This window comes from Kitasatospora kazusensis (genome assembly GCF_039529945.1).
Lineage (GTDB): Bacteria > Actinomycetota > Actinomycetes > Streptomycetales > Streptomycetaceae > Kitasatospora > Kitasatospora kazusensis.
The window spans coordinates 133,735-160,451 of sequence record NZ_BAAANT010000010.1; the positions used below are offsets into that span (position 1 = coordinate 133,735).

Sequence of the window (26,717 nt, forward strand, 5' to 3'; positions counted from 1 at the left end):
AGACCAATAGCGCAACTGGACTAGACCTCTTCGACCTGGTCAAGGGAAACTGTCCCCCGTGAAGCACGTCATCGCACTCGATGTAGGCGGAACCGGCATGAAAGCCGCGTTGCTCGCCCAGGACGGCTCCGTGCTGTTCGAAGCACGCCGACCGACCGGGCGGGAGCACGGCACGGACGCCGTGGTCACCGCCATCCTCGACTTCGCCGCCGACCTGGCGGACGAGGGCCGGAGCCGTTTCGGCTGCCCGCCCCTCGCCGCGGGCGTCGCCGTGCCGGGGACGATCGACGAGAGGAACGGCATCGCGGTCTTCTCCGCCAACCTCGGCTGGCGGGACCTCCCGATCCGGGGGCTCCTCGGCGAACGGCTCCGCGGCGACGGCACCGACCCGATCCCGGTCGCACTCGGCCACGACGTCCGCTCCGGCGGGCTGGCCGAGGGCCGGATCGGCGCCGGCCAGGGCGTCTCCCGCTTCCTGTTCATCGCGCTCGGCACCGGCATCGCCGGCGCCATCGGCATCGACGGACGGATCGAGGCGGGCGCCCACGGCTACGGCGGCGAGATCGGCCACGTGGTGGTCCGCCCCGGCGGACCGCCCTGCGGCTGCGGCGCCCGCGGCTGCCTGGAGACCCTGGCGTCGGCCTCGGCCGTCTCCCGGGCCTGGGCCGCGGCGATCGGCGACCCGGCGGCGGACGCGGCGGCCTGCGCCGAAGCGGTCGAGGCCGGGGACGAGCGCGCGCTGGCCGTCTGGCACGGCGCCGTGGACGCCCTCGCCGACGGGATCGTGCTGGCCCAGAGCCTGCTCGACCCCTCCACCGTGATCGTCGGCGGCGGGCTGGCCGAAGCGGGCGACACCCTCTTCACACCACTGCGCGCGGCGGTCTCCGAGCGGCTGACCTTCCAGATGCCTCCGAAGGTCGTTCCGGCCATGCTCAAAGACACCGCCGCTTCCCTGGGCGCGGGCCTGCTCGCCTGGGATCTGCTCTCCAAGGAGGTGACCGCGTGACAACCGCGGACCGTAACCGCACCGCACTGGCCGGAGCCCGGCTGGTCCTGCCCGACGGCGTCGTCGAGAACGGCCGGCTGGCCGTCGAGGGCGCCCGGATCGCGGCGCTGGGCGGTGAACGGCGGCCCGACGACCTCGACCTCGACGGCTTCACCGTCGTCCCCGGCTTCGTCGACCTGCACGTGCACGGCGGCGGCGGCGCCTCGTACGCCTCCGGGATCGCCGAGGAGGCTCTGCTGGCCGCCCGTACGCACCTGGAGCACGGCACCACCACGACCATGGCGTCCACCGTCACGGGCGAGATCGACGAGCTCTGCCACCAGGCGGCGGTGCTGTCCGAGCTGGTCGAGGACGGGGTGCTCGCGGGCATCCACTTCGAGGGCCCGTTCATCTCGCACAACCGCTGCGGCGCGCACCGCCCGGACCTGCTGCGCGACCCGGATCCGGCGCTGGTGCGCAAGCTGGTGGACGCCGCCCGCGGCCACGCGAAGATGGTCACCCTGGCACCGGAGCTGCCGGGCGGCCTGGAGTCCGTCCGGATGCTGGCCGAGCTCGGCGTCGTCGCGGCGGTCGGGCACACCGACTCCGACTACGCGAAGACGCTGGAGGCGATCGAGGCGGGCGCGACCGTCGCGACCCATCTGTTCAACGCGATGCCGAGCATCCAGCACCGCGCGCCGGGGCCGATCGTCGCGCTGCTGGAGGACGAGCGGGTCACCGTCGAGCTGATCAACGACGGCGTCCACCTGCACCCCTCGGTGCTCGACCTCGCCTACCGGACGGCCGGTGCCGAGCGGGTCGCGCTGATCACCGACGCGATGGGCGCGGCCGGGATGGGCGACGGCCTCTACCCGCTCGGCCCGCTCCAGGTCAGGGTCGAGGACGGCGTCGCCCGGCTGGTCGAGGGCGGCTCGATCGCGGGCTCCACCCTCACCCTGGACGTCTCGTTCAAGCGCTCCGTCACGCTCGGCGGGCTGTCGCTCGACCAGGCCGTGCGGTCGCTGTCCACCGTCCCGGCCCGGCTGCTCGGCCTCGCCGACTCCGTCGGCTCGCTGGAGCCGGGCAAGAACGCCGATCTGGTGGTCGTCGACTCCGCGACGTACGACCTGGTCGCCGTGATGCGGCGCGGCGAGTGGATCATCGGCGCGGACCGCTTCGGCCCGGCCGCCCGGGCCTGATCCCCCGGGCCTGATCCCGGGCTCCCGGCGGACGGGCGGCGGTCCTGCGCCCCGCCGTTCACCCGCCGGGAGCAGGGGTGGTCACCAGCCCGCGGGCTTCGCCCCGGACCCGCTGGCGTCGGTGATGGCCACCTGGTCGAGCAGGAAGCCGCACTGGTCGCTCTGGCCGCACGACACCGAGATGGTGTGCTTGCCCGGCGCGGTGACCGTCCCGGAGACCCAGGACGGGTACCAGGAGGCCTCCGGCGGTGAACCGGCCGAGTAGTTGTTGAGCTTTATCGGCGTGAAGGTCGGTGTCCCGTCCACGCTGACCGTCGCGGTCGCGTTCGCCCCGGTGTTGTTGAAGCGGAGCCAGATCTGGAAGCTGGTCGCGCCGGACAGGTTCACGTCCCAGGAGACCGTCGAGCCGACGGTGTTCATCCCGTCCACGTACGTCCCGCCGGCGGACTTCGCGCCCGCCACCTGGTTGGCCTTCCTGCTGCCCCCCGAAAGGGTCATGCCGGAGGCGTCCCCCACGGTGGTGCCGCCCGCCCAGCTTCCGGCGGCGGACGCGGACGGCGAGGCGGACGGCGAGGCCGGGGCGGACGCGGAGCCGTGGGTGGCCGGCGCACCGGAGTGCGGGGCCGACGCGGTGTCCTTCTTGCCCGGGTCGCCGCCGGAGAGGGCGATGCCGGCACCGATCGCGATCGCGGCGACCACCGCCACCGCGCCGATCACGGCGGCCTTGCCCCGGCCGCCGCTCGGACGCTCCTCGCCCGGCTGCGGGCGCGAGCGCTCGGCGTACCGGCTCTGCTGCGGCAGCGGGCCGGTGGGCTGGGCGTGCTGCGGCGCGTGCGGCTGCTGCCCGGCGTGCTGCTGCGGGGCCCCGGCGTAGGGCGGCTGGGCCTGCGGAGGCTGCTGGCGGTACTGCGGCTGGCCGTACTGCGCGCGGCCGACCTCCATCGGGCGGGCGTAGGAGTTGCGCGGCTGGCTGGCCGCGGCCTCGCCCTCCGCGGGGCGGTAGAGGTACGCGAACGGGTCGTCGTCCGCCGGGTCCTCGGGGGCCCCGTTACTGCCGGCCGTGGTCACGGTGGTCAACTCCCCAGCGCAGTGGTGGACTCTACGTACCGGGGAACCCTACCTTCCGCACCGGACAGCGCGGAAAGGCGGCCGGACGTGCGGGTCAGCCCGCCCTGCGGTGCGAACGCTCGCCCCGGGCGCCCCTGGCGGCGCCGCCCCGGGCCCGCTTCTCGTCGTACATCCGCTCGTCCGCGGCGTGCAGCACCTCTTCGATGCTCATGCCGCAGCCCGCCCAGCCGATGCCCAGGCTGACGCCGACCCGGGTCGTCCGGGTGTCGATCCGCATCGGCGGGATGATCGCGTTGCGCAGCCGCCCGGCCAGGTCCTTGGCCTCCTCCCGGCCGATGCCGTCCGCCAGCACCACGAACTCGTCGCCGCCGAGCCGCGCGACGGTGTCACCCTCGCGGACCACCTGCTGCAACCGCCGGGCCACCTCGATCAGCACCGAGTCGCCGGCCTGGTGCCCGAACCGGTCGTTGATCGACTTGAAGCCGTCCAGGTCGCAGAAGAGCACCGCGAGCCCCTTCTCCGTCCCGGGCCCGCCGCCCCCGCCGCCCCGGAACGGCGCCGTCCAGGGGTCGCCCGCCGCCGGATCGCCGGGGACCACCGCGTGCACGTGGTCCGGCAGCACGTCACCGCACCCGAGCGCGCGCTCGGAGTCCAGGAAGTCCGCCCGGCCCCACTCCAGCGCGACCTGCTCGGAGCCGCCAGGCGCCCCGTAACCGTGCGAGAGGCCGTGCGGGACACCCGAGCCGTCGAAGGCGCTGTGCGCGCTGTACGAGACGCCCTGAGGGGCGTACGCGGGCGTGGCGTGGGCGGACTCGGCGAACTCGGACTCCCCGTAGGCCGGAGCCGCGTACGCCGGGTCCCCGTAGCCGGACTCCCCGTACGGGGACCCGGCGTACGCGGGCGTGGCGCCGTGCGCGGCCGCTCCGCCCGGCCCCTGCGGCTGGGGACAGAGCCGGCGGCCCAGCCGGGCCCGCAGCTCGGCGCTGTTCGGCAGGCCGGTCAGCGCGTCGTGGCTGGCCCGGTGGGCGAGCTGGAGCTCGTGGCGCTTGCGGTCCTCGATGTCCTCGACGTGGGTGAGCAGGAAGCTGGGGCCCTCCGCGGCGTCGGCGACCACCGAGTTGCGCAGGCAGACCCACTGGTAGCCGCCGTCGCGGCGGGACAGCCGCAGCTCGGCCCGGCCGCCTTCGGCGCTGGTGCGCAGCAGCAGTTCCAGGTCGTCGGGGTGCACCAGGTCGGTGAAGCACTGCTGTCTCAGGGTCGCCCGGGGGCGGCCCAGCAGGCGGCAGAGGGCGTCGTTGACGCGGGTGAGCTGGCCGCGCCCGGAGCCGTGCAGCTCGGTGATCGCCATGCCGCTGGGCGCGTACTCGAAGGCCTGCCGGAAGCTCTCCTCGCTGGCCCGCAGGGCCTGCTGCTCCTTCTCCAGCCGGGCCAGCGCCCGCTGCATCTCGGCCCGCAGGCGGGCGTTGCCGATCGCGATGGACGCCTGCAACGAGAACATCTCCAACGCCTCGCGGGTCCACGCGCCGGGCCGCTTGCCGCTGCGCGGGCGGTCCACCGAGAGGACGCCCAGCAGGTCGCCGCCCGCGCTGTACATCGGGGCGAGCAGCCCGTCGGCGGGGTGCCAGTCGTTGGCGTACACCGGCAGCGGGCCGTCACCCGTCCAGGTCGGGATGTCCGCGCCGACGGCCCAGCCGCGGTCGTGCGGCAGGAACCGCAGGGTGCCCCAGTGGTCGCTGACGCCGAGCAGCCGGTCCCAGGACTCCCGGGAGCCGACCTGGCCCAGCAGGACCGACGGGCCGCCGAAGGCGCTCTCCTCGACCTCCCAGACGGCGGCCACCACCAGGTCGCCGTCGGCGCGGACCAGGCTGACGGCGGCCGCGTCGAAGCCCAGCCCGTGCACGGCGCCCTCGACCACGGCCTGCAGCGTGCCCGCCAGACTGCGGGCAGCGTTGAGGTCCGCCACGACCCGGTGCAAGGTGCGGAGGGTCGCCAGGCGGACGTAGGGCTCCGACTCGGCTTCCATGCGGGGGCTCCCCGGCTGCTTCGGATAGTTCTTGAATGGTTATCGTCCGATTGCCAGAAGAACTGAATCACAGGGAGCACAGCGATAGGCACGCTCGGTCAACAATCGGTCGCCACTTGTGAGCCAAATCACACGACGCACATACCCGCCTGTCCTGTTCCACCGCCCGATACCCGTTTCACGGCGATCTGCCCCGGTATTCCCGGCCTCCGGACGGCGCCGGACGGCGCCGGAGCGCCGTCGGCAGGCCGCCGGGCCCGGGGCTCCGGCCCCGAGGGTGAGCGGGCTCACGTCCGTGCGTGTCCGGAGGTGTCCTTTCGGCCACTGGTCCTACGACCACGGCCCGATGCAGGACCGGGCGCGGGCCGACTAGCGTGCGTCACGTGTACACGTCCTCGCAGCCCGCAGCCGCCCCCGTAGCCACGCCCGACGAATTCCGGGCCGCCCTCTCCCAGCTCGCCTCCGGCGTCGCGCTGGTGACCGTGCACGACCCCGAGGACGGGTCGGACGGCGAGGACGCGGGCATGACCGCCACCTCGTTCCTGTCGGTCTCGCTGGAACCGCCGCTGGTGCTGATCTCGGTGCGCGAGGACTCCCGGATGGACGAGCTGCTCACCCGGGTCGGCGGCTGGGCGGTCTCGCTGCTCGGCGAGGAGCACCGCACGCTCGCCTCCCGGTTCGCCATGAAGGGGCGCCTGAGCGACCGGCTGCTCTTCGCGGACACCCCGCACCACCGGGGCGAGTTCACCGGCGCGCCGCTGGTCGACGGGGCACTGGCCACCGTCGAGTGCGCCACCGAGCAGCGGATCGCGGCGGGCGACCACACGCTGCTGATCGGGCGGGTGCTGCAGGCCCGCGTCCCGGGCCCGGCGGGCAAGCCGCTGCTGTACTTCCGGGGCGGCTACCGCCACCTGGGCTGACGGAACGTCACTTCGACGGCGGGCTACTCCGAGGCCTGGCGCCCGCGCCCCTGCTTCAGCTCGGAGCGATGGCGCTTGTTGCGGAGCCGGCTCTCGACCATCCCCCTGGACGGCTTGGTGGCGCGCCGCGCCTTCGGCGGCGGCGCGGTGGCCTCGCCGAGCAGCGCGGCCAGCCGGGCCGCCGCCACCTCGCGGTTGCGCCACTGGGACCGGTGCTCGGAGGCGCGGACCACCAGCACCCTGCCGTCCACCAGCCGGCCGGCCAGCCGCTCCAGGGCGCGGTCCTTCCAGACCTGCGGCAGGGCTGCCGAGGCCGCGAGGTCGTAGCGCAGCTCGACCTGGGTGTCGGAGGTGTTGACGTGCTGGCCACCGGGGCCGGACGAACGGGAGAAGCGCCAGACGAGCTCGGCGTCCGGGACGGCCACCGACCCCCGAACGCGGATGGGCTCAGGCATGCCCCCATCATCCCGCGCCCGGCGGCCGCGGTCACGCGGTTATCCACAGCCGGTGGAAACCGGCCGTCCCCGCCGGTGGCGTCCGGAGCAGTGCCGTCCGTGGCGGCGCTCTCCACAGCGGTGCTCTCCACAGCGGTGCCGTCCACAGCGTGCCGTCCGCAGCCGGGGGAAGCGGCGGCGGGCACCCGGCGCCGGGTGCCGGACAATGGCGTACGTGATCGAGCTCGGCTACTCCCTCTCCAACCGCTTCCCCGACCCCCCGCAGACCGACTACCGGGACGCCTCGGTGCGGAGCCTGCGATACGACCTGTTCTGCGGCGACGTCTTCCTCGACGCGGACGGCCTGGACCTGTCCACCCACTGGGGGTGGGTGCCGGTGCTCGACTTCGCGTGGGCGCTCTGCGACACCGTCGAGGAGCTGGACCGCGACCCGCGCGGCAGCCGGTCCGCCACCGTGCAGACCTTCGACCTCGACTTCACCCAGAACACCGAGCTGCTGCGCTTCGCGCGCCGCTTCGGCCTGGTCGAGATCAGCGCCACCTGGCTGCCGGACGAGCCGCCCGCCGTGGTGCGCCACGAGGACCTCCGCCGGGAGGCCCGCGACTTCCTCCAGGACGTCGTCGCGGACCTCACCGACATGCACGACGGGCTGGCCGACAACCCGAACCTCTGGACGGTGCAGGGGCGCTTTCCCCGGATCTGATCACCGCCTCCGCCGGAGGTCTCCACACGTCCTTACGGAAATGCGACCGGCCCGGCCGGAACCAAGTCCCGGTTCACCCGCGTTCTTTCCGACATGAACGACGAAGGGAACACACCATGCCAGTGAGCCTCTCCAAGGGTGGCAACATCTCGCTGACCAAGGAGGCCCCGGGCCTGAGCGCGGTCACCGTGGGCCTGGGCTGGGACGTCCGGACCACGACCGGCGCCGAGTTCGACCTGGACGCCAGCGCCATCGTGCTCAACGCAGCCGGCCGGGTTCTCTCCGACGGCCACTTCGTCTTCTTCAACAACACCAGCACCCCGGACCGGACGGTCGTCCACACCGGCGACAACCGCAACGGCGAGGGCGACGGCGACGACGAGTCCCTGAACGTCAACCTCGCCGGGCTGCCCGCCGAGGCCGCCCGGATCGTCTTCCCGGTCTCGATCTACGACGCGACCTCGCGCTCCCAGAGCTTCGGCCAGGTCCGCAACGCGTACATCCGGGTGCTCAACGCGGCCGGCGGCGCCGAGATCGCCCGCTACGACCTCTCCGAGGACGCGGCGACCGAGACCGCCATGGTGTTCGGCGAGCTCTACCGCAACAACGACGAGTGGAAGTTCCGCGCGATCGGCCAGGGCTACGCCTCCGGCCTCGCGGGCATCGCCCAGGACTTCGGCGTCAACCTCTGACGACCCGAAAACGAAGGGGCGCGCGGAGTCTCCGCGCGCCCCTTCGCCGTACCCCGCGCCCTACTGGCGCAGGTTGGCCCGCAGCTCGGAGAGCTCCAGGCACTCGGTCTCGTCGTGCGGCGTCAGGTCGACCACCTCGGGCCGGGCGTGCTCCGGCCGGCTCCCGACCGGCTCCGGGGCCGTCGGCACCTCCGGGGCCGCCACCGCCGGGGCGGCCGGGGCGGCGTACCGGGCGCTCTCGGCCAGCGCCTCGTCGCCCAGCACGTCCGCCAGGTCGGCCCGCTCGCCCAGCTCCACCACACTGCCCACCGAGGGCGCCGGAGCCGCCGCACGGACGGCGGCACCCGCCGCACCGCTGCGGCCGAAGAAGCTGAAGTTCGGCGCGCGGTTCGCACCGCCGGCCTGCGGACGCGGACGCTGCCGCCCGGCCGGCACGATCGCGGCCGCCTGGGCACCGCCCAGCGGCTCCACCGAGGCCGCCAGCACCGGACGTACCGGCGCGGCCGCCACGGCCGCCCGGATCCCGGCCGGACCGGCCCCGGCGGCCGGAGCCGGCGGGGCGGCGGGGGTGACCTGGACGGGGACGGCCCGGGCGGGGGTGACCTGCGCGGGGGTGACCTGCGCAGGGGCGACCCGCGCGGAGGAAGCGGGCGCGGTGAGGGCGGGTACCGCGGGCGCGGGCGCCACCGGCAGGGCCGGGGCGGTCGCCACGACGGGAACGGCAGCGGGCGCGGGCCGGAGCGCGAGCTGCGCCCGGGCGGCGCTCTCGCGCCCTGCCTGCGCACGCTCGGCCTTCTGTTCGAGCCGGCGCAGCACCGAGGCCGCCCGTACGTACGCCGCCGGGCCGGCCGGGTACTTCGGGCGGGCCGCCGCCAGCGCACGCTGGGTGGCCTCGGCCTCCTTGAGCGCCTGGGCCGCGACCATCACGGCACGCTCCTTGAGCAACCGCGCGATCTCCGTCTCGGCCTTGGCCAACCGCGACTTCTCGGCCGTCAGCCGCCGGCCGAAGCGGGTCGCCCGCTCCTCGGCGACCTCGGCCGCGTACTCCGCCTCGGCCAGTTGCTCCTCGAAGCGCTCCTCGTCGCGCAGCCGCCGGGTGGCGGCCAGCTCGGCGGCGGTCCGCTCGGCGCGGTCGCGCTGGCGCAGCAGGACCCCCAGACCGGCGCCCACCAGGACCGCCGCGACACCGACCGATCGGGCGAGCGCCGGATCGGGGCTCGCGACCAGCGCCGCCACAGCGGCTACGACGAGCACGCCGGCGGCGATCAGCGGCACGGACCGGCCGAGGACGGAGGAATGACGATGGCGTCCACGTGACATGCGAAAGAAACTAGCGTGCGAATTGGGGCTCTGTCAGCCTCGGCCCCTTTTCGGGTCTTGACAGCCCGTCGGGACTACGGCGGGCGACCGGACCACGACCTGACGTTACGATAGCTGCCGGATTCGCCTCCCGAGCCCGCCAGTGAAGGTGATGCCCCGTGCCCGCCGCCACGCCCGCACCCACCGCCCCGGCGGCCGGCTTCCGGGTCCGCCCCGCCGAACTGGCCGCCGCCGGCCGGGCCGCCCGCGCCGCCGCCGAACACCTGCGCACCAGGGCCGCCGCCCACCCGGCGGCCGGAGGCGCCGTCGCCGGAGCCGCCGGGGATGCCGCCGGGAATGCCATCGGGGATGCCACCGCCGCGCCGCCCGGCCGACGGACGGCAGCGGCACTGCGGGACTGTGCGACGGCCTGGCAGCACGCGCTGGCCCGGCTCGCCGCCGAACTCGACGGCATCGGCGCGGATCTGCTGGCCACCGCCGCGAACTACCTGGAGGCCGACGCCGACCTGCACCGCGAGCTGCACGGCGGCCCGCACGACGGCCTGCACGGCGACCAGCTCCACGACCTGCACCGCGACCTGCCGTCCGGCCGCTGACCGGTGGACCGGAGCGCATTCGGAGCCGCCCGCCCCGCAGAGCTCGCCGCGGCCGCCGAGGCGTACGAGGCGCTCGCCCAGGTGCTGGCACGGCTTCAGGAGGACTGGCGACACACCGTCAGCGACCGGGTGGGCGGCTCCGGCTGGCAGGGCAGCGCGGGCGAGCTGGCGAACTGGGCGGTCAGCGCGGCCGCCGTCCGGCTGCACTCCGCCGAGGCGGAGCTGGAACTGCTCCACGACACCCTGCGGGAGGCGGCCGAGGTGACCGCGGCGGCGCACACCGAAGCGGACCCCGAAGCGGCGGACCGGGCGGACCGGGCACTGGCGGAGCGGCTGGCCCGCCACACCGGCCGGGCCGCCGACTGCGCACCCGCCGGAGCCCGGCGGGACCAGCGGGACCGGCCCGACCCTGCGCCGGACCGGCGCCGCATCCCCCCTGGCGAGGGGCGGACCACCGCGCCGGTGCACGGGTACGGACGGCTGCTGGCCGGCCCGGCGGGGCCGCTACCGGGCGGAGGCCGCCGGGCCGGTCGGGCGGGACGGGTCGTCGTGGTCCTCGGGGAGCTTGCAGACGTGCTGGAGCCAGAGCGCGGCGGCGATCACCGCGGCGCCGGTCAGCACGGCGAATCCGGCGGTGATGGCCTGCGACTTGCGGGCCCCGATGTCGAGCAGGCCGAGCAGGTGGACCCCGGCCCCGGCGTAGATGCCCGTCACCACCGACGAGACCAGCGCACTGGCCTGGGCCAGCACCACGGCCCTGGCGGCGCCGAGCGGATCGACCCGCTTGGCTCCGGGCTGCCGCTCCCGGGCGGCCTTCAGCCGGGAGCGGAGCGAGATCGCCGTGGCCAGCAGGACCACCGCGACCACCGCCAGCACGATGGGGGCGGCCGTGGGCACCCCGGGCAGCTGGCCCAGGGAGTCCCACAGCTTGGCACCGGCCCAGGAGAACACCCCGGCCACGGCGGCGATACCCAGGAGCAGGCGGAGGCGGAGCGGCTTCACGCGGACGGAGTCCTTCCCGAGGGACACGACGGCTACGACGGCTACGACGGTCGGCGGGCCCCGGCCGGAGCCGGGGAGCCGACCTGACGGGCCGCCACCGTCGGGCGGCCCTGCCAGGCCACCGTACCGGCCGGGTCCGTCCGGTCACCTACTCGTACGGCCGACCACCGGTCGGAAGTTCCCGTGGAGCCGGTCCCGGGGGCGCGAGGACTGCGCGCACGACCGGGAACCCCCGCCGGACAGCACCCCGCACCCCGCAGGGGCTTAGACCGACCGGCACATGGTGGGCGGCGTCGCGACGCCCACCATGTGCCGATCGGTCTTACTCGGGCAGCCGCAGCTGGATGTCCTCGCGCCGCCGGACGCTCTGCCCGGCGTCGTCGACGAGGCCCTTCAACAGGTCGGCGACCCGGCCCAGGCCCGGCAGCTCGCCGTCGGGGTCGGCGTCCGCCCAGGGGGCGAGCACGAAGGCCCGCTCGTGCGCGCGCGGGTGCGGCAGCAGCAGCACGGGGTCGTCACTGGTGACGCCCTCGTAGGCGAGGATGTCGACGTCCAGGGTGCGGGCGCCCCAGCGGACGGTGCGGACCCGGCCGAAGGCGTCCTCGATGGCGTTGGCGCGCTCCAGCAGGGAGCTGGGCGGCAGGGTGGTGCGCAGGACGACCACGGCGTTGTAGTAGTTCGGCTGCTCGTCCGGGCCGCCCAGGGCCTCCGTCTCGAAGACGGCGGAGACGGCGGTGATCCGCAGGCCGGGGGTGTCCGCGAGCGCGTCCACGGCGCCCTGCAGGGTCTCCAGGCGGTTGCCCAGGTTGCTGCCCAGGGCGACGACGGCGGTACGCGGGTTGTGCAGGGTGGAGTCGGCGCAGTCGACTCGGCGCTCCAGGTCGAACGTGGTCGGCGAGGCGGTCGGGTCGCTGGTGCTCATCGGTATCCCTCTACGGCAGGAGCGGTGGGACGGGGACGGTTCGCGCTCGTCATGCGCGGCCCCGGTGGATGGTGATGGTGACGTCGTCGAAGGGGACGGTGATCGGGGCGTCCGGCTTGTGCACGGTCACCTCGACCTCTTCGACGGCCTCGTGCTTCAGGCACTGGTCGGCGATCCGCTGGGCGAGGGTCTCGATCAGGTCGACCGGCTCGCCGGAGATGATCGCGGTGACCTCCTCGGCCACGACCCCGTAGTGCGCCGTGCGGGTGAGGTCGTCGCCGGAGGCCGCCGGACGGGTGTCCAGGTACAGCACCAGGTCGACCACGAAGGTCTGGCCCTCGATGCGCTCGCGCTCGAAGACGCCGTGATGGCCCCGGGCACGCAGGCCCCGCAGGGTGACGCGGTCCAGCAACTCACTTCTCCCACCTGGACGGGCCCCGCGCAGGGCAGGGCGATGGCGGGCCTCGTCGCCCGTCGGGTCGAATCTACCTGCGGCAACGGACAGACCCCGACCGTCCTACCCGGCATCCGGCCGCGCCACGCACGCCGAATCGGCGATTGACGTGAACGTTGGATGTCGGCGGGCCCAACTGCCGTGCGGGCACCGGGCGAGGCCTCGGAGCACCGCCGGGGGTCAGTCCTCTTCCTCGTCATCCCCGCTGGTCAGGACGGGTGAACCGTGGTGCGACCAGAGCCGCCAGCCGTCGGCGGTGCGCCGGAAGAGGTTGGTCGAGACGACCTTCCCGCCGACCAGCGGGCCGAGCTCGCCCTCCTCCTCGGCCTCGCCGCCGGAGAGGATGTTCTCCGTGCAGGTGACAAGGGCCACATCGCCCTGCACCTCGGCCTCGACATCGGTCAGGAAGAACTGGATGTACTCCGTGTTCATCATGATCAACATGTACGAACGGGTGACCTGGGCCCGCCCGCGCAGCACCGGCCAGCCCGGGTGCACGCAGACCACGCCGTGCTTGTCGTCGGCGTCCGCGGCGCCCAGCCAGATGGCCTCGACGGCCTCCAGGTCACCGTTCTCCAAGGCCTCGTAGAGGGCCTGGTTCGCCGCCAGGACGGCCTCCCGGTCCAGCTCCGGATCGGTCGCCGCCCGGTCGCTGCCACTCACCCTGCCGTCACCCGCCATGCTTCCTCCTTGGCCCCAAGCCGCTACCCCCTCCGCGCCGCCCGCTGCCAGGCGGCGACCACTCGTACGGCGTCGGCCGTGCCGGCCACGTCGTGGACCCGGACCGCCCAGGCGCCCGCCTGGGCCGAGAGCACCGAGACGGCCGCCGTGGCGTCGTCGCGCTGCCGGGCCGGCCGGAGCTCCCCGGTTTCCGGGTTGGCGAGCAGCGTACCCAGGAACCGCTTGCGCGAAGCAGCGACCAGGACGGGGCGGCCGAGCGCGAGCAGCCCGTCCAGGCCGCTCAGCAGGGCCCAGTTGTGCTCGGTGGTCTTGGCGAAGCCGAGGCCCGGGTCGAGGATCAGCTGCTCCTCCCGGACCCCGGCGGCGAGCAGCGCGGCGACCCGCTCGCCGAGTTCGGCGGTGACCTCGGCGACCACGTCCCCGTAGACGGCGAGGCTGTCCATGTCGGCGGACTGGCCGCGCCAGTGCATCACCACGAACGGCGCCCCGGCGGCGGCGACCACCCCGGCCATCGCGGGGTCGGCCAGGCCGCCGGAGACGTCGTTGACCAGCCGGGCCCCGGCGGCGACGGCCTGCTCGGCGACGGCCGCGCGCATGGTGTCGATGCTGACCACCACGCCGGCGGCGGCCAGCTCGCGGACCACCGGGATCACCCGGCGCAGCTCCTCGGCCTCGGTGACGCGCTGGGCGCCCGGCCGGGTCGACTCGCCGCCGACGTCGACCAGGTCGGCCCCCCGGGCCACCAGGCCGAGCCCGTGCGCGACGGCGGCGGCCGGGTCGAGCCAGAGGCCGCCGTCGGAGAACGAGTCGGGCGTCACGTTGACCACGCCCATGACCGCGCAGCGGTCGAGGTGCGGGAGGCCGGGAAGGTTGTTCATGAGGCCATTATCGAGCTGCGGGGTGAGCGGGAACGGCTGACGGAAAGCAGCTGACGGCTGACAGATTTCAAAATCTGTCAGCCGTCAGCTGTCATCCACTATCAGTTATCTGTCAGCTGCCGGCGGTCAGCGGTCACCTGCCAGCGGTCATCCGCCGACGGTCATCCGCCCGCCGCCCGCGCGACCCCCGCGCGGCTCACGCCGCCTCGGTCACCGCACCGACCCCGGCCGACTCCGGCATCAGGCCCTGCCGCTGCCGCTTCCGGCCGAACTTCGGCATGCCGAGCGTGATGAAGGCCTCCGCCTGCATCACGGCGAACCCGATCCGGGGCAGGTCCCGGGTCTGCGGGTAGACCAGGAACCGCGGCTCCCACTCCGGCTGGAACTTGGCGTTGAACTTGTACAGCGACTCGATCTGGAACCAGCGCGAGGAGAACACCAGCAGCCCGCGCCAGGCCCGCAGCACCGGACCGGCGCCGATCCGCTCGCCCCGCGCCAGCGCGGAGCGGAACATCGCGAAGTTCAGCGACACCCGCTTGACGCCGAGGGCCGGCACCTCCTGCAAGGCCGCCACGATCAGCAGCTCGTTCAGCCCCGGGTCGGCCGCCCGGTCACGCCGCATCAGCTCCAGCGAGATGCCGTCCTCGCCCCACGGCACGAAGTGCAGCACGGCCTTCAGGTCGTCACCCGTCGCGAACCCGGGCTCGCCCTCCTCCGGCGCCTTGTGCGCGGTGACCACGACGCAGTTGTCGTCACCCGGGTCGCCGAACCGCCCCAGCGCCATCGAGAAGCCGCGCTCGGTGTCCGTACCCCGCCAGCGGGCGGCGGCGTCGGCGACCCGGCGCTTCTCCTCCAGGGTCAGCTCACTGACCCGGCGGACCTTGCACGAGTACCCGTTGCGCTCGATCCGCTTCACCATCTGCCGGACGTTGCGCATCGCGCGCCCGGAGAGCGAGAAGGTGGAGGTGTCGACGATCGCCTCGTCGCCGAGCTCCAGCGCGTCGAGCCCCGCCTCGCGGGTCCAGACCTCGCCGCCGACCTCGCTGCAGCCGACCACCGCCGGCACCCAGGCGTGCTCGCGGGCCTCGGCCATGAAGACCTTGATCGCACCGGGCCAGGCCTCGACGTCGCCCACCGGGTCACCGGAGGCGAGCATCACGCCGGAGATCACCCGGTAGGAGATCGCCGCCTTGCCGGTCGGCGAGAACAGCACGCTCTTGTCCCGGCGCAGCGCGAAGTACCCCAGCGAGTCACGCGCCCCGTGCCGGTCCAGCAGCCCCCGGACCTTGACCTCGTCCTCCGCCGTCAGCTCCGGCTCGGGCTTCTCCGGCCGCAGCGCGAGGTAGGCGGTGGTCACCGCGGTCAGCAGGCCCAGCGAGGCCAGCGAGTAGTAGACCAGGTCACCGACCAGGTCACCGACCCGGTTGTTGCGGTAGTGGACCGGCCCTTCGATGGCGAACAGGCCGAGCACGACGTGCTGGAACCGGTCGAGCAGGCTCGGGTGCCCGATCTCGGAGCTCGGGTGGACGCTGACGATCAGCAGGCCGAGCAGCACGCTGAACAGGCCGAGGCCCACCAGGCTGACCAGCGCGCGCCAGCGGGTGCGCGGGTCGGCCTTGGCGTAGAACTCGCGGCGGTGCACCACGATCACGGCGAACAGCGCGAGCGAGACCAGCGCGGGCCCCAGCTGGTGCCAGCGCAGGATGTGCAGCGCGGCGCCGACCGGCAGCAGCACGCAGACCGCACGCCAGGCCCGCGCCTTGCGCCGGCGCAGGGCATGCGCCAGCAGCACCAGCATGATGCCGACCATCAGGGTGCCGGCCGCCGCCAGCGAGGTGGTGCCTCCCGGCAGTTGCCCGGTCCAGCTGCGCATCTTGGCGTGCCGCAGCTTGGGGAAGATCGCGCTGGCGATGTCCAGCAGCCCGATCAGCAGACAGGCGTACCCCACCGCGCCGGGAAGCCAGGCGCGCGGGACGGAAGCAGCTTGGTTGCGGAGCGTCTGCAGCCCTCGGCGACGGGGCTGCTCGGGTGACGACTCAGCGGACACGGGAACGCTCATGGAAGCTCAGCGTAGAGGCTGTCGCGGGACGTCCTGTCACTCCGAGGGAGGAGATGAGATGGACCTTCATGGCTATTCCTTCATCTGGCAATCCACTCGTCAAAAAGGGCACCGCGGAAGGTGATTCCCGGCGGCCCTGGTCGACGGCGGAACCTGGGGACAGGTAGCGCCGCACGGACGGAACGCCCAGCGGGACGGCTGAACGGCTGAACGGCGGCGGGTGGTCGATGGCGGTCCGATGCGACACGCGGCGCTACGGGACAGCGGCGCACGCGTTACACACGGTGGACGCCGCATTCTAGAGCCTCGGCCCAGCCCTCCGCAGCGGGCGGGACCGAACCCGGTCCCGCCCGGGGCCCACGCGGCGGACGCCCACCCGGCCCAGTCCCGCTGGCCGACCGCCCGCTGCCCGAACACGATGAATCCTGGCCCCACAGCTGCCCAAGGGAGGGCGACAGCATGGAACTGACCAGCCGGACGCTGGTGTACTCGCTGGTCGCACTGGCCGTCCTAGGTCTGGTCGCCACGCTCTGGCTCTGGCCCCGGCTGGCCCGGCAGCACCCGCTGACGATGCTCTGCCGGATCGCCCTGCTGACGGTGGTTCAGCTGGCCGTGGTGGGTGTGCTCGGCCTCGCGGTCAACAACTCCTACGGCTTCTACACGTCCTGGAACGACCTGATCCACCCGGGCGGCACCCCCCTCGCGCTGGTCGGCTCGGAGCACCCCAAGGGCGCGGCCCCCAAGTCCGGCGCACTGGTCCAGCCGACCTCCGAGGGCGGCCTGGAGACGATCAAGGACCTGCCGCAGGGCCGGCCGGAGGAGGTCGGCCGGGTCGACTCCGTCCGCGTCACGGGCACCGAGTCCGGCCTCTCCGACCAGGTCTTCATCTACCTCCCGCCCGAGTACTTCATCCCCCGGTACGCCCGGGAGCGCTTCCCCGTCCTGCTCACGCTGGCCGGCTACCCGGGCCCCTCACTGCACCTGGTCGAGGGCCTGCGGGTGCCGCAGACCGCATGGGACCTGGAACGCACCGGCAAGATGGCCCCCACCGTGATCGTGATGGCCCGGCCGACGGTGGCGCCGCCCCGCAACACCGAGTGCGTGGACGTGCCGGGCGGCCCGCGCGCCGAGACCTGGTTCGCCAAGGACCTCCCCGCCGCACTGCGGGCGAGCTACCGGGTCAGCCGGTCGGCGGCCTCCTGGGGCGTGCTGGGCTACTCCACCGGCGGGAGCTGCGCGCTGCGGCTCTCGATGCGCAACCCCGGCGTCTACCCCCAGGCCGCCGCGATGCACGCGGACTACACCGTGCCGAACGACCGCTGGACGGACGGCGACCTGTTCCGGGGCGACCAGACCGCCGCGCTGAACAGCGACCTCAACTGGCGGCTGCGCAACCTGCCGGCGCCGAAGGTCTCCCTCCTGGTGGTGAGCACCAAGACGGAGGAGGACTACGCGGCCACCCAGCAGTTCCTGGCCACCGCCCAGCAGGTCTCCGACGCCCATCCGGAGTTCAAGGCGGACTCGCTCTTCCTCGACGACGGCGGACACAGCTTCGAGACCTGGCGCCGCGAGCTGCCTGCGGCGCTGGAGTGGATGAGCGACCACCTCAAGCCCCCGCAGGACCGCGAGCCGCGGCAGTAGCCGCAGGCGACAGGCAACAACTCAGGGCAACCACAACAGGGGCGCGTGGGGGTACCTCCCGGCCGAAGGCTGGGGGAGAACTGCGCGCGCAACCGTGCACCTTCGTCGTGCCCTGATCGCGCAGTTCCCCGCGCCCCTGCAGGAACCCGCTCCCGGAGGGGTGTTCTCAGCGGGCCATGATGAGGCTCATGGCCTCCGCGCGTGTCGCCGGGTCGCGCAGCTGGCCGCGGACGGCCGAGGTGATGGTCTTGGAGCCCGGCTTGCGGATGCCCCGCATCGACATGCACATGTGCTCGCACTCGATCACCACGATGGCCCCGCGCGGCTCCAGGATCCGCATCAGCGAGTCCGCGACCTGGCTGGTCAGCCGTTCCTGCACCTGCGGGCGGCGGGCGAAGACGTCGACCAGGCGGGCCAGCTTGGAGAGCCCGGTGATCTTGCCGCTGGCGGCCGGGATGTACCCGACGTGGGCGACCCCGCGGAACGGCACCAGGTGGTGCTCGCAGGTGGAGAACACCTCGATGTCCTTGACCAGCACCATCTCGTCGTGGCCGAGGTCGAAGGTGGTGGTGAGCACGTCCTCCGGCTCCTGCCAGAGCCCGGAGAATATCTCCTTGTACGCCCGGGCCACCCGGGCCGGGGTCTCCAGCAGGCCCTCGCGGTCCGGGTCCTCGCCGACGGCGATCAGCAGCTCGCGGACGGCGTTCTCGGCCCGCTTCTGGTCGAACGTCCCGATGGTGGATTCACCGTCGAGAGTCACCGGGTCGATCATGCGTGCCTCGCTTGAGTCTCAAGGGTCAGGGCTGAGCAGCACGGATGCCGCGCCTCCAGGGTACAAACCCTGGTGACGCGGCATCCATTCCGTACCGTGCGTGCTGCCGCCGATCAGCTCTCGGAGGCGCTGTCCCCGGTGACGGGGGGCAGCTTCAGGATGTCCACCGTGGCGGTGTCCGTCGGGGCGGCGGCGCCGTTGGTGAGCGCCAGCTCCTTCGGGGACTGCACCGGCGGACGGGTGGACGGCGTGCGACGGGACGAGCCCGTCCAGGCCGGCCGGGCCGGGCGGCGGACGATGGTCGAGAAGACCTCGGCGATCTGCTCCTTGTTGAGCGTCTCCTTCTCCAGGAGCTCGAGGACCAGGTTGTCGAGCACGTCGCGGTTCTCGACCAGGATCTCCCAGGCCTCGTTGTGCGCGTTCTCGATGAGCTTCTTGACCTCTTCGTCGACCAGCCCGGCGACCTCTTCCGAGTAGTCGCGCTGGTGACCCATCTCACGACCGAGGAACGGCTCCGACTCGCTGGAACCGAACTTGATCGCGCCGAGCCGCTCGCTCATGCCGTACTGGGTGACCATCGCACGTGCGGTCGCGGTGGCCTTCTCGATGTCGTTCGAGGCGCCGGTGGTCGGGTCGTGGAAGACCAGCTCCTCCGCCGCGCGCCCGCCCAGCATGTACGCCAGCTGGTCGAGCATCTCGTTACGCGTGGTCGAGTACTTGTCCTCCTCGGGGAGGACCATGGTGTAACCCAGGGCCCGGCCGCGGGACAGGATGGTGATCTTGTGCACCGGGTCGGCGTTCGGGGAAGCCGCCGCGACCAGGGCGTGTCCGCCCTCGTGGTACGCGGTGATCTTCTTCTCCTTCTCCGACATGATCCGGGTCCGCTTCTGCGGTCCGGCCACGACGCGGTCGATCGCCTCGTCCAGCGTGAGGTTGTCGACCAGCTTCTTGTCGGATCGGGCCGTCAGCAGCGCCGCCTCGTTGAGGACGTTCGCCAGGTCGGCACCGGTGAAGCCGGGGGTGCGCTTGGCGACGGCCTTGAGGTCGACGTCCGGCGCGACCGGCTTGCCCTTCTGGTGCACCTTGAGGATCTCAAGGCGGCCCATCAGGTCGGGACGGTCCACCGCGATCTGCCGGTCGAAGCGGCCCGGGCGCAGCAGCGCCGGGTCCAGGATGTCCGGACGGTTGGTGGCCGCGATCAGGATCACGCCACCCTTGACGTCGAAGCCGTCCATCTCGACCAGCAGCTGGTTGAGGGTCTGCTCGCGCTCGTCGTGACCGCCGCCCAGGCCCGCACCACGGTGCCGGCCGACGGCGTCGATCTCGTCGACGAAGACGATCGCCGGAGCGTTCGCCTTGGCCTGCTCGAACAGGTCACGGACTCGCGAGGCACCGACACCGACGAACATCTCGACGAAGTCGGAACCGGAGATCGAGTAGAACGGCACCCCGGCCTCGCCCGCGACGGCACGCGCCAGCAGGGTCTTGCCGGTACCGGGCGGGCCGTAGAGCAGCACACCCTTGGGGATCTTGGCGCCGACGGCCTGGAACTTGGCCGGCTCCTGCAGGAACTCCTTGATCTCGTGGAGCTCCTCCACCGCCTCGTCCGCGCCCGCGACATCCGCGAACGTGGTCTTGGGGGTGTCCTTGGTGAGCAGCTTGGCCTTGGACTTGCCGAACTGCATGACCCGGGAGCCGCCACCCTGCATCTGGTTCATCAGGAAGAGGAAGACCAGGACGATGATGACGATCGGCAGCATCGAGAGCAGCAGGCCGACGAAGGTCGACTGCTTCTCGGGGCTGACGGTGTAGCCCTGGGGCAGCGAACCGTCGCCGACCTGCGTCTGCAGGGTCGCGGCGAGGTCCTTGCCCTGCGAGCCGATGTACGAAGCCTGGAACTTGCTGCCGGACGGCGTCTTGCCGGTACCGGCGGAAGGCAGCTTCTGGCCGTCCTTCAGCTGGATCTTGATGGTCTGTGAGTCACCCGTGGTGATCTGCGCCGACTGGACCTGCTTGGCATCGATCGCCGCGACGACCTGCCCCGTGTCCACCGTCTTGTAGCCATTGGAGTCCGAAACGACCTGCATCAGCACAACGACGGCGAGGACGGCCAGCACGATCCACATGATCGGCGCGCGGAAGTATCGCTTGACGTCCATCCATGCGGGGCGTTGCCGCCCCGTCCCTCCTGCCACTCAACGGCGCCGTTCGACTGTGGGGCCGTCGGCGCATCCGGATGTGCTCATGAGAAGAGCGGTTAATGGGACCGTACCGCAGCGGCCCCACCTGGCGGTGGGAGCACGACGGCACGACGTATTTTCCTACCCCCGCTCAACGGGCGGGGAGAGCGCACTGTTCCCGCCCGTCGCCCGAACGCCTCGCCGGGGTGGGGAGGCCGGCCGGGGGCCGGTCCGCTGCGGGACCGGCCCCCGGCCGGAAGTCCGGCTCCGGGACGGCTCTGGACCGGCTCCGGGCCAGCTCCGGACCGGTCCTCAGCCGCCGTAGACGTGCGGCGCGAGGGTGCCGATGAAGGGCAGGTTGCGCAGCTTCTCGGCGTAGTCGAGGCCGTAACCCACCACGAACTCGTTCGGGATGTCGAAGCCGACGTACTTGACGTCGATCTCGACCTTGGCCGCGTCGGGCTTGCGCAGCAGGGTGCAGACCTCCAGGGAGGCCGGGCCGCGCGAGCCCAGGTTGCCGAGCAGCCAGGAGAGCGTCAGGCCGGAGTCGATGATGTCCTCGACGATCAGCACGTCGCGGCCGGCGATGTCGGTGTCCAGGTCCTTGAGGATCCGGACCACGCCGGAGGACTTGGTGCCCATCCCGTACGAGGAGACCGCCATCCAGTCCATCGTGACCTGGGAGTGCAGGGCGCGGGCGAGGTCGGCCATGACCATCACGGCGCCCTTGAGCACGCCGACGATCAGCAGATCGCGTCCGGCGTAGTCCTGGTCGATCCGCTCGGCCAGCTCCAGGAGCTTGGCGTCGATCTCGTCCTTGCTGATGAGCACCTTCGCCAGGTCGGCGCCCATGTCCTTGTCGTCCACCGGGGATACGTCCTCAAACGTTCGGGGTCTGTTTCGGCGGCGGCCCTGCGACCGGCGGTTGCCCGCTAGTCGCTCTGACGCCGAAACACCAGCGTGCCACACCTTCGGGTGGCTTCCACTCCCCCGGGTAGGTGCAGGGGTCCCTGACCGCGCCAGCCGGTGACCAGCAGATCCACCGTCTCCAGGTGCCGGGCGAACAGGTCGCCCGCCGGGCAGCCCGCCCGCAGCGCGGCCCGGCGGAGCACCCGGCGGCGGACGGCGGAGGGCAGTTCGGCCAGTTTGGCGACGTCCAGGGCGCCTTCACCCGAGCGCAGGTCGCGCTCGGCGAGGGCGGCCCACTGGTCGAGGGCGTCGGCGTCGTCCCGGAACAGCCGGGCGGTGCGGGCCAGCGCCTCGACCACCCCGGCGCCGAGGTGCTTCTCCAGCACCGGCAGCACCTCGTGCCGGACCCGGGCGCGGGTGTAGGCAGGGTCGCTGTTGTGCGGGTCGTCCCAGACCGGGATGGACTGCGCGGAGCAGGCCCGGCGGGTGGCGGAGCGGTCCAGCTCCAGCAGCGGGCGGCGGTAGCGGCCCTTCTGCGCGGGCATCCCGGCCAGCGAGCGGGCGCCGGAGCCCCGGGCCAGGCCGAGCAGGACGGTCTCCGCCTGGTCGTCCCGGGTGTGCCCGAGCAGGACGGCGATCGCGCCGTGCCGCTCGGCGGCCGCGTCCAGCGCCGCGTAGCGGGCGTCCCGGGCGGCGTTCTCCGGCCCGCCCTGGTGGCCGACCCGGACGGTGATCGCCTCCACCGGGTCGAGCCCGAGTTCGCGCAGCCGGTCGACCACCTGCGCGGCGCGGACGGCGGAGCCGTCCTGAAGGCCGTGGTCGACGGTGACGGCCCCGACCCGCAGGCCGAGCTTGGGTGCCTCGAAGGCGGTCGCGGTGGCCAGCGCCATCGAGTCGGCACCGCCGCTGACGGCGACCAGGACCAGCGGGGAGCCGGGCGCGGCCGGAGTCCGGGGCAGGCCGGAGGGGTGCCGGCGGGCGTTGCCGATCAGCGTGGTGGCCTGGGCCGGCGCGGCGGCGGGTGCGGCTGCACCGGCGGGGACGGGCGCGGCGGCCGGGCGCGAGCGGGGGGCGCGGACGGGGGCGCCGAAAGTGGCGCCGGCCTCGACCGCGAGGTCGGTGAGCGTGCGGCGTACGGCGAGGCGTATCGCCGCGACAGCGGGGTGTGGGCCCACGGGGAAGCACTCCTTGGCGGAGGGAGGGAGCGGGGACGTACGGGGTGGGTGAGGCCGAACGGGCGTGACAGCTTGTCAGCTTTCTGTCACCGGGTGCTCACAGATGGTCGCAGAATCCGGGCTGCGGCTACGCCACCCGCGCCATCGGTACGACCACGGTCCCACGTACGGGTGAATGGAGAAACGTTCATTCGCCCCCCAGATGTACGGCTGAGCCACTCCTGCGGGTCGCGCGGGCGCGCCGCGCGCCGTCCGGCAGGCCGGCGCGCGGCGGGTCCGGGACGGGCGGCGGCGGGTGGGACGGGCTCGGCGGCGGGTGGGGCGGAGGGTGTCAGCCGATCACGCGGGAGACCCAGGAGGCCGGGTTGTGGATCTCGTCCTTGGTCGGGAGGGTGTTCGGGGAGGTCCACACCCGGTTGAACTCCGCCATGCCGACCCGGCCGACCACGTCGCGGACGAAGACCGAGCCGTCCTGGTACTGGCGCAGCTTCGCGTCCATCCCGAGCAGGCGGCGGAGCAGCAGGTCCAGCCGGCTCGCGCCCTGGTCGCGGCGCTGCTGGAACTTCTCCCGGATCTCCGCGACGCTCGGCACCACGGCCGGGCCGACGCCGTCCATCACCACGTCCGCGTGCCCTTCGAGCAGCGACATCACGGCGGTGATCCGGCCCAGGATCTCCCGCTGCACGGGTGACTGCACCACCTCCAGCAGCGTCCCGGCGCCCGGGCCGCCCCGGCCGGCGAGCCCGGGCAGGCCCCCGCCGATCGCCTCGCGGGCCCGCTCCAGCAGGGCGCCCGCGTCGACGTCGGTCTCGGTCAGGAAGGACTGCACCTCGGACTGGATGTGGTCGCGCAGCCACGGCACGGCGGTGAACTGGGTGCGGTGGGTCTCCTCGTGCAGGCAGACCCAGAGCCGGAAGTCGTGCGGGTCGACGTCGAGTTCACGCTCGACCTGGACGATGTTCGGCGCGACCAGCAGCAGCCGGCCGGGGCCGGGCGCCTGCGGGCCGCGCCTGGGCCGGTCGAACAGCCCCGCCGGGCTGTCCGGGGTGTCCGGCGAGCCGGGCAGCGCCAGGGCGGGGTCGGCGGGTGCGAAGGTCTCGTACTGGCCGAGCACCTTGGTGGAGAGGAAGGCCAGCACCGCGCCGAGTTCGACACCGGTCGCCTTCTCGCCGAGCGAGCCGAACACGGCCGCGCCGGGGCCGTCGGAGCGGCGGGCGGCCAGCTTGTCCACCAGCGGCTGGACGATGGTGCGGAAGCCCGCGACGTTCGCCCGCACCCAGCCCGGCCGGTCCACCACCAGGACGGGGGTGGCCGCCGCCGAGAGCAGGCTGGTGGAGCGCATGCCGGTGAACTCGCGGACGTGCTCCTCCGCTTCCAGCGCGTGCCTGCGCAGTTCGGAGACCACCTCGCGGGCCTCGCCCCGCGTCACCTCGGGGCCCGGCCGGGCCAACCGGGTCGCCGTCGCGACCGCGAGATTCCAGTCGACCATGTCAGCACCGCCGCTCGCGCTCGTCATGCCCTCACCGTACGTGCTGGGGCCCTCCGGGGGGAGACCCGTCGGGGCGGGGCCGGCTCTTCGAGGGCGGGTGCGGCGGCGGGGGCTTCCGGTTTCGCGCAGTTCCCCGCGCCCCTGGGGAACCGCTGCCCGAGGGGAGCTGCTGATCGGGGGGCTATCGGCAGGCGCAGGCTGCGAGGCGGGCGACGATGCGGTCGACGGCCGAGCGGGCGTCGACCGCGCCGGCGGTGGTCCTGGTCATCAGGGCGAAGACCAGGACGCGGCCGTCCGCGTCCACCACGGTGCCGGCCAGGGTGTTGATGCCGCTGAGGCTGCCGGTCTTGGCCCGGACCAGGCCAGCCGCGTTCTGGGCGCCGGAGGTGGCGCCGAACCTGGTGGCCAGCGTCCCGGTGAATCCGGCGATCGGCATCCCGGTCAGCACCGGGCGCAGTTCCGGGTGTTGCGGCGAGCCGGCCAGCGCCAGCACCTTCGCGAGGACCAGCGGCGGGATCAGGTCGCCGGTGTGCAGGCCGCTGCCGTCGTACAGGACGACGCCGTTCATCGGCACTCCGAGCCTGCTCAGGGTGTCCGTCACGGCCTTGACCGCGCCGTCGAAACTGGCCGGTTGGTGGGCCGCGAGGGCCGCCTGACGGGCCACCGCCTCGGCGAGGGTGTTGTCCGAGGTGGTGAGCAGCCGCTCGATCAGCCGGGCCATGGTCGGTGACTGCACCTGGCCGAGCAGCCGGGCGCCGGGCGCGGCCGTACCGGGCTTGGGCTTGCCCTGGACGGTGATGCCCTGGGCCTGGAGCAGCGTGGTGAAGACGTCGGCCGCCTGGCCCGCAGGGTCGAAGACCCGGGAGGGGGCCTCCTCCTGGTCCCTCGGCTCGGCCCTGCCTTCGTCCACCATCAGCGGGGTGACGGCCGCGATGTTGGTGGAGTCGTTCTGCGGGTGCAGGACGGGGCCGGAGTAGAGCGAGGTGTCGAAGTTCAGCTTGACCGAGGTGGTGCCGGCGGCCTTCAGGGCGGCCGCGGTCTGCCGGGCCAGCTCGATCATCGAGGCGGGCGCGGTGTCGGCGTCGACGGGCAGTGTGGCGACCCGGTACTGGTCCAGCGGGAGGCCGGTGAGGGTCGGGTCACCGCCGCCGACCAGGGTGATCTCACCTGGGCCCGGGCCCAGGACGGCCTTGGTGCTGATCCTGGTGTCCTGCGGGATCAGCGCGAGGGCGGCGACCGTGGTCAGCAGCTTGGTGGTGGAGGCCGGGGTGGCGGGCGTGTTCTCGCCCGATCCGAACAGCAGCTGCCCGGTGGCGGCGTCGGCCACGGCGAGGTTCAGGGTGCCGAGCGACTTGTCCTGGAGCAGCGGGCCGAGGTCCCGTTGCAGCCCCTGGGTGGTGGGCAGCGCCTCCGTACCGGCGACGGCGGCCGCGAGCACCGGGCCGTCCAGCGCGACGGCCTGGCGGCGGGCGGCGGGCGCGAGGCCCAGCGCGTCGTGCGAGACCTTGCCGGGGCTGCGGCTCGGGCCCGGCACCGGCTGGGCCAGCGCGTTCCCCGGCTCCAGCGTCAGCCCGGCGGCCGCGAGCGCCATCCCCAGCACTCCCGCAGCCGCAACCCTGCGCCTGCGACCCGCCCCTGTACCTTCCCGCACCGACCGGCCCCTTTCCTGAGCACACCCTGCCGTAGGAGACACTTGGATTCTGTCAGTACTACCTTGGAGGAACCGTTGGAGTTCGACGTCCTGATCGAGATCCCGAAGGGCTCGCGGAACAAGTACGAGGTCGACCATGAGTCCGGTCGCCTCCGCCTCGACCGGATGCTCTTCACGTCGACCCGCTACCCGGCCGACTACGGCTACGTCGAGAACACCCTCGCGGACGACGGTGACCCGCTGGACGCCCTGGTCATCCTGGAGGAGCCGACCTTCCCCGGTTGCCTGATCAAGTGCCGCGCCGTCGGTATGTTCAAGATGACCGACGAGGCCGGCGGCGACGACAAGCTGCTGTGCGTCCCGGCGTCGGACCCGCGCTGGAAGCACCTGCAGGACATCACCGACGTGTCGGAGTTCGACCGTCTGGAGATCCAGCACTTCTTCGAGGTCTACAAGGACCTGGAGCCCGGCAAGTCCGTCGAGGGCGCCGACTGGGTCGACCGTGCGGCCGCCGAGGCCGAGATCGTCGCCTCGATCAAGCGGCTGGCGGACTCCGGCCACTGAGCCGGGGACGCGCGGAAGGCCGGGGTGGCAGCTGCTCACCCCGGCCTTTGCGTTGCCCGGCGGGACCCGGTGGGGTTCAGTCCTCGTCGTCCAGCCGGAAGCCGGCCTTGAGTCCCACCTGGAAGTGCTCGATCCGCCCGTCCGCGATGTGCCCGCGCACCTGGACCACCTCGAACCAGTCGAGGTTGCGCAGCGTCCGGGCGGCCCGGTCGACGCCGTTGCGGATCGCGGCGTCGACCCCCTCGGTCGAGGAGCCGACGATCTCGGTCACGCGGTAGGTGTGGTCGGTCATGACTGTCTCCCTGAGTGGCGGCACGGCCCCCCGGTCCACCGTGCCGCACCCGGCCGGGCCCCGCACCCCGGGACGAGCCGTCGGAAG

25 protein-coding genes are annotated in these 26,717 nt (G+C 73.2%); 8 read left to right on the forward strand and 17 right to left on the reverse strand.

From position 1 onward, the window contains the following. The first annotated feature begins 58 nt into the window (after nucleotides 1–58). Nucleotides 59–1,006, forward strand: coding sequence for an ROK family protein (locus ABD330_RS11585; protein ID WP_344463698.1), 948 nt, complete (start codon nucleotides 59–61; stop codon nucleotides 1,004–1,006). Next, complete coding sequence (gene nagA / locus ABD330_RS11590; protein WP_344463700.1) at nucleotides 1,003–2,184, forward strand: N-acetylglucosamine-6-phosphate deacetylase; 1,182 nt, start codon at nucleotides 1,003–1,005, stop codon at nucleotides 2,182–2,184. Before ABD330_RS11585 ends, nagA begins: the two co-directional genes overlap by 4 nt. Nucleotides 2,185–2,265: 81 nt before the next feature. Here the strand turns inward: nagA and ABD330_RS11595 are convergent, their stop codons facing one another. Beyond that, on the reverse strand, nucleotides 2,266–3,261 hold the full coding sequence (locus ABD330_RS11595; RefSeq protein WP_344463702.1) for a carbohydrate-binding protein: 996 nt from the start codon (nucleotides 3,259–3,261) through the stop codon (nucleotides 2,266–2,268). An 85-nt stretch (nucleotides 3,262–3,346) separates the two neighbouring features. Continuing rightward, nucleotides 3,347–5,275, reverse strand: coding sequence for a GGDEF domain-containing protein (locus ABD330_RS11600; protein ID WP_344463704.1), 1,929 nt, complete (start codon nucleotides 5,273–5,275; stop codon nucleotides 3,347–3,349). A gap of 374 nt (nucleotides 5,276–5,649) precedes the next feature. Between ABD330_RS11600 and ABD330_RS11605 the strand changes: the two genes are divergently transcribed. Next, nucleotides 5,650–6,195: a flavin reductase family protein gene (locus tag ABD330_RS11605; RefSeq protein WP_425555504.1), complete on the forward strand. Its 546-nt coding sequence runs from the start codon at nucleotides 5,650–5,652 to the stop codon at nucleotides 6,193–6,195. Nucleotides 6,196–6,218: 23 nt separating this feature from the next. On the opposite strand, the gene arfB is transcribed toward ABD330_RS11605, so the two are convergent. Then, nucleotides 6,219–6,650 (reverse strand): alternative ribosome rescue aminoacyl-tRNA hydrolase ArfB, encoded by a 432-nt coding sequence (gene arfB, locus ABD330_RS11610; RefSeq protein ID WP_344463708.1) that lies wholly within the window; start codon nucleotides 6,648–6,650, stop codon nucleotides 6,219–6,221. A 214-nt stretch (nucleotides 6,651–6,864) separates the two neighbouring features. Between arfB and ABD330_RS11615 the strand changes: the two genes are divergently transcribed. After that, nucleotides 6,865–7,353, forward strand: a complete 489-nt coding sequence (locus tag ABD330_RS11615; protein ID WP_344463842.1) for a hypothetical protein — start codon at nucleotides 6,865–6,867, stop codon at nucleotides 7,351–7,353. Between the two features lie 116 nt (nucleotides 7,354–7,469). After that, a complete protein-coding gene (locus tag ABD330_RS11620; protein WP_344463710.1) occupies nucleotides 7,470–8,045 on the forward strand; it encodes a TerD family protein in 576 nt (191 codons plus the stop codon). Between the two features lie 60 nt (nucleotides 8,046–8,105). Here the strand turns inward: ABD330_RS11620 and ABD330_RS11625 are convergent, their stop codons facing one another. Beyond that, the gene (locus ABD330_RS11625) at nucleotides 8,106–9,365 is read right to left on the reverse strand and encodes a hypothetical protein (protein WP_344463712.1); all 1,260 of its coding nucleotides are present in this window, start codon (nucleotides 9,363–9,365) and stop codon (nucleotides 8,106–8,108) included. Nucleotides 9,366–9,523: 158 nt separating this feature from the next. Between ABD330_RS11625 and ABD330_RS11630 the strand changes: the two genes are divergently transcribed. Continuing rightward, nucleotides 9,524–9,961: a hypothetical protein gene (locus ABD330_RS11630; protein ID WP_344463714.1), complete on the forward strand. Its 438-nt coding sequence runs from the start codon at nucleotides 9,524–9,526 to the stop codon at nucleotides 9,959–9,961. Nucleotides 9,962–10,465: 504 nt separating this feature from the next. Here the strand turns inward: ABD330_RS11630 and ABD330_RS11635 are convergent. From ABD330_RS11635 to ABD330_RS11660, 6 genes are all read right to left on the reverse strand, one after another. Further along, on the reverse strand, nucleotides 10,466–10,963 hold the full coding sequence (locus tag ABD330_RS11635; RefSeq protein WP_344463716.1) for a DUF3180 domain-containing protein: 498 nt from the start codon (nucleotides 10,961–10,963) through the stop codon (nucleotides 10,466–10,468). Nucleotides 10,964–11,285: 322 nt separating this feature from the next. Further along, nucleotides 11,286–11,885, reverse strand: coding sequence for a 2-amino-4-hydroxy-6-hydroxymethyldihydropteridine diphosphokinase (folK, locus tag ABD330_RS11640; RefSeq protein WP_344463718.1), 600 nt, complete (start codon nucleotides 11,883–11,885; stop codon nucleotides 11,286–11,288). Nucleotides 11,886–11,934: 49 nt separating this feature from the next. After that, nucleotides 11,935–12,294, reverse strand: a complete 360-nt coding sequence (gene folB / locus ABD330_RS11645) for a dihydroneopterin aldolase (protein ID WP_344463843.1) — start codon at nucleotides 12,292–12,294, stop codon at nucleotides 11,935–11,937. Between the two features lie 225 nt (nucleotides 12,295–12,519). Then, nucleotides 12,520–13,020 (reverse strand): nuclear transport factor 2 family protein, encoded by a 501-nt coding sequence (locus ABD330_RS11650; RefSeq protein ID WP_344463720.1) that lies wholly within the window; start codon nucleotides 13,018–13,020, stop codon nucleotides 12,520–12,522. Between the two features lie 23 nt (nucleotides 13,021–13,043). Further along, nucleotides 13,044–13,898: a dihydropteroate synthase gene (gene folP / locus ABD330_RS11655; protein WP_344463722.1), complete on the reverse strand. Its 855-nt coding sequence runs from the start codon at nucleotides 13,896–13,898 to the stop codon at nucleotides 13,044–13,046. A 196-nt stretch (nucleotides 13,899–14,094) separates the two neighbouring features. Beyond that, nucleotides 14,095–15,957 carry a phosphatidylglycerol lysyltransferase domain-containing protein gene (locus tag ABD330_RS11660; protein ID WP_344463724.1) on the reverse strand — a complete coding sequence of 621 codons (1,863 nt, stop codon included), beginning with the start codon at nucleotides 15,955–15,957 and terminating at the stop codon, nucleotides 14,095–14,097. Between the two features lie 459 nt (nucleotides 15,958–16,416). Here ABD330_RS11660 and ABD330_RS11665 point away from each other — a divergent pair, with 459 nt between their 5' ends. Further along, a complete protein-coding gene (locus ABD330_RS11665) occupies nucleotides 16,417–17,598 on the forward strand; it encodes an alpha/beta hydrolase (protein WP_344463726.1) in 1,182 nt (393 codons plus the stop codon). 166 nt (nucleotides 17,599–17,764) lie between these two features. Here the strand turns inward: ABD330_RS11665 and folE are convergent, their stop codons facing one another. The 6 genes from folE to dacB all read right to left on the reverse strand — a co-directional run bounded on the left by folE (nucleotide 17,765) and on the right by dacB (nucleotide 25,714). Further along, a complete protein-coding gene (gene folE / locus ABD330_RS11670) occupies nucleotides 17,765–18,370 on the reverse strand; it encodes a GTP cyclohydrolase I FolE (protein WP_344463729.1) in 606 nt (201 codons plus the stop codon). 113 nt (nucleotides 18,371–18,483) lie between these two features. After that, entirely contained in the window at nucleotides 18,484–20,529 is a 2,046-nt protein-coding gene (gene ftsH, locus ABD330_RS11675) for an ATP-dependent zinc metalloprotease FtsH (RefSeq protein WP_344463731.1), read from the reverse strand. A gap of 333 nt (nucleotides 20,530–20,862) precedes the next feature. Continuing rightward, the gene (hpt, locus tag ABD330_RS11680; RefSeq protein ID WP_280719125.1) at nucleotides 20,863–21,417 is read right to left on the reverse strand and encodes a hypoxanthine phosphoribosyltransferase; all 555 of its coding nucleotides are present in this window, start codon (nucleotides 21,415–21,417) and stop codon (nucleotides 20,863–20,865) included. 65 nt (nucleotides 21,418–21,482) lie between these two features. Continuing rightward, nucleotides 21,483–22,634 carry a tRNA lysidine(34) synthetase TilS gene (gene tilS / locus ABD330_RS11685; RefSeq protein ID WP_344463734.1) on the reverse strand — a complete coding sequence of 384 codons (1,152 nt, stop codon included), beginning with the start codon at nucleotides 22,632–22,634 and terminating at the stop codon, nucleotides 21,483–21,485. A 331-nt stretch (nucleotides 22,635–22,965) separates the two neighbouring features. Continuing rightward, a complete protein-coding gene (locus tag ABD330_RS11690; RefSeq protein ID WP_344463736.1) occupies nucleotides 22,966–24,150 on the reverse strand; it encodes a zinc-dependent metalloprotease in 1,185 nt (394 codons plus the stop codon). Nucleotides 24,151–24,304: 154 nt separating this feature from the next. After that, nucleotides 24,305–25,714 carry a D-alanyl-D-alanine carboxypeptidase/D-alanyl-D-alanine endopeptidase gene (dacB, locus tag ABD330_RS11695; protein WP_344463738.1) on the reverse strand — a complete coding sequence of 470 codons (1,410 nt, stop codon included), beginning with the start codon at nucleotides 25,712–25,714 and terminating at the stop codon, nucleotides 24,305–24,307. Between the two features lie 135 nt (nucleotides 25,715–25,849). Here dacB and ABD330_RS11700 point away from each other — a divergent pair, with 135 nt between their 5' ends. After that, nucleotides 25,850–26,338, forward strand: coding sequence for an inorganic diphosphatase (locus tag ABD330_RS11700; RefSeq protein ID WP_344463740.1), 489 nt, complete (start codon nucleotides 25,850–25,852; stop codon nucleotides 26,336–26,338). Between the two features lie 76 nt (nucleotides 26,339–26,414). Here the strand turns inward: ABD330_RS11700 and ABD330_RS11705 are convergent, their stop codons facing one another. Further along, nucleotides 26,415–26,630, reverse strand: a complete 216-nt coding sequence (locus tag ABD330_RS11705) for a dodecin (RefSeq protein ID WP_344463743.1) — start codon at nucleotides 26,628–26,630, stop codon at nucleotides 26,415–26,417. Nucleotides 26,631–26,717: the final 87 nt, after the last annotated feature.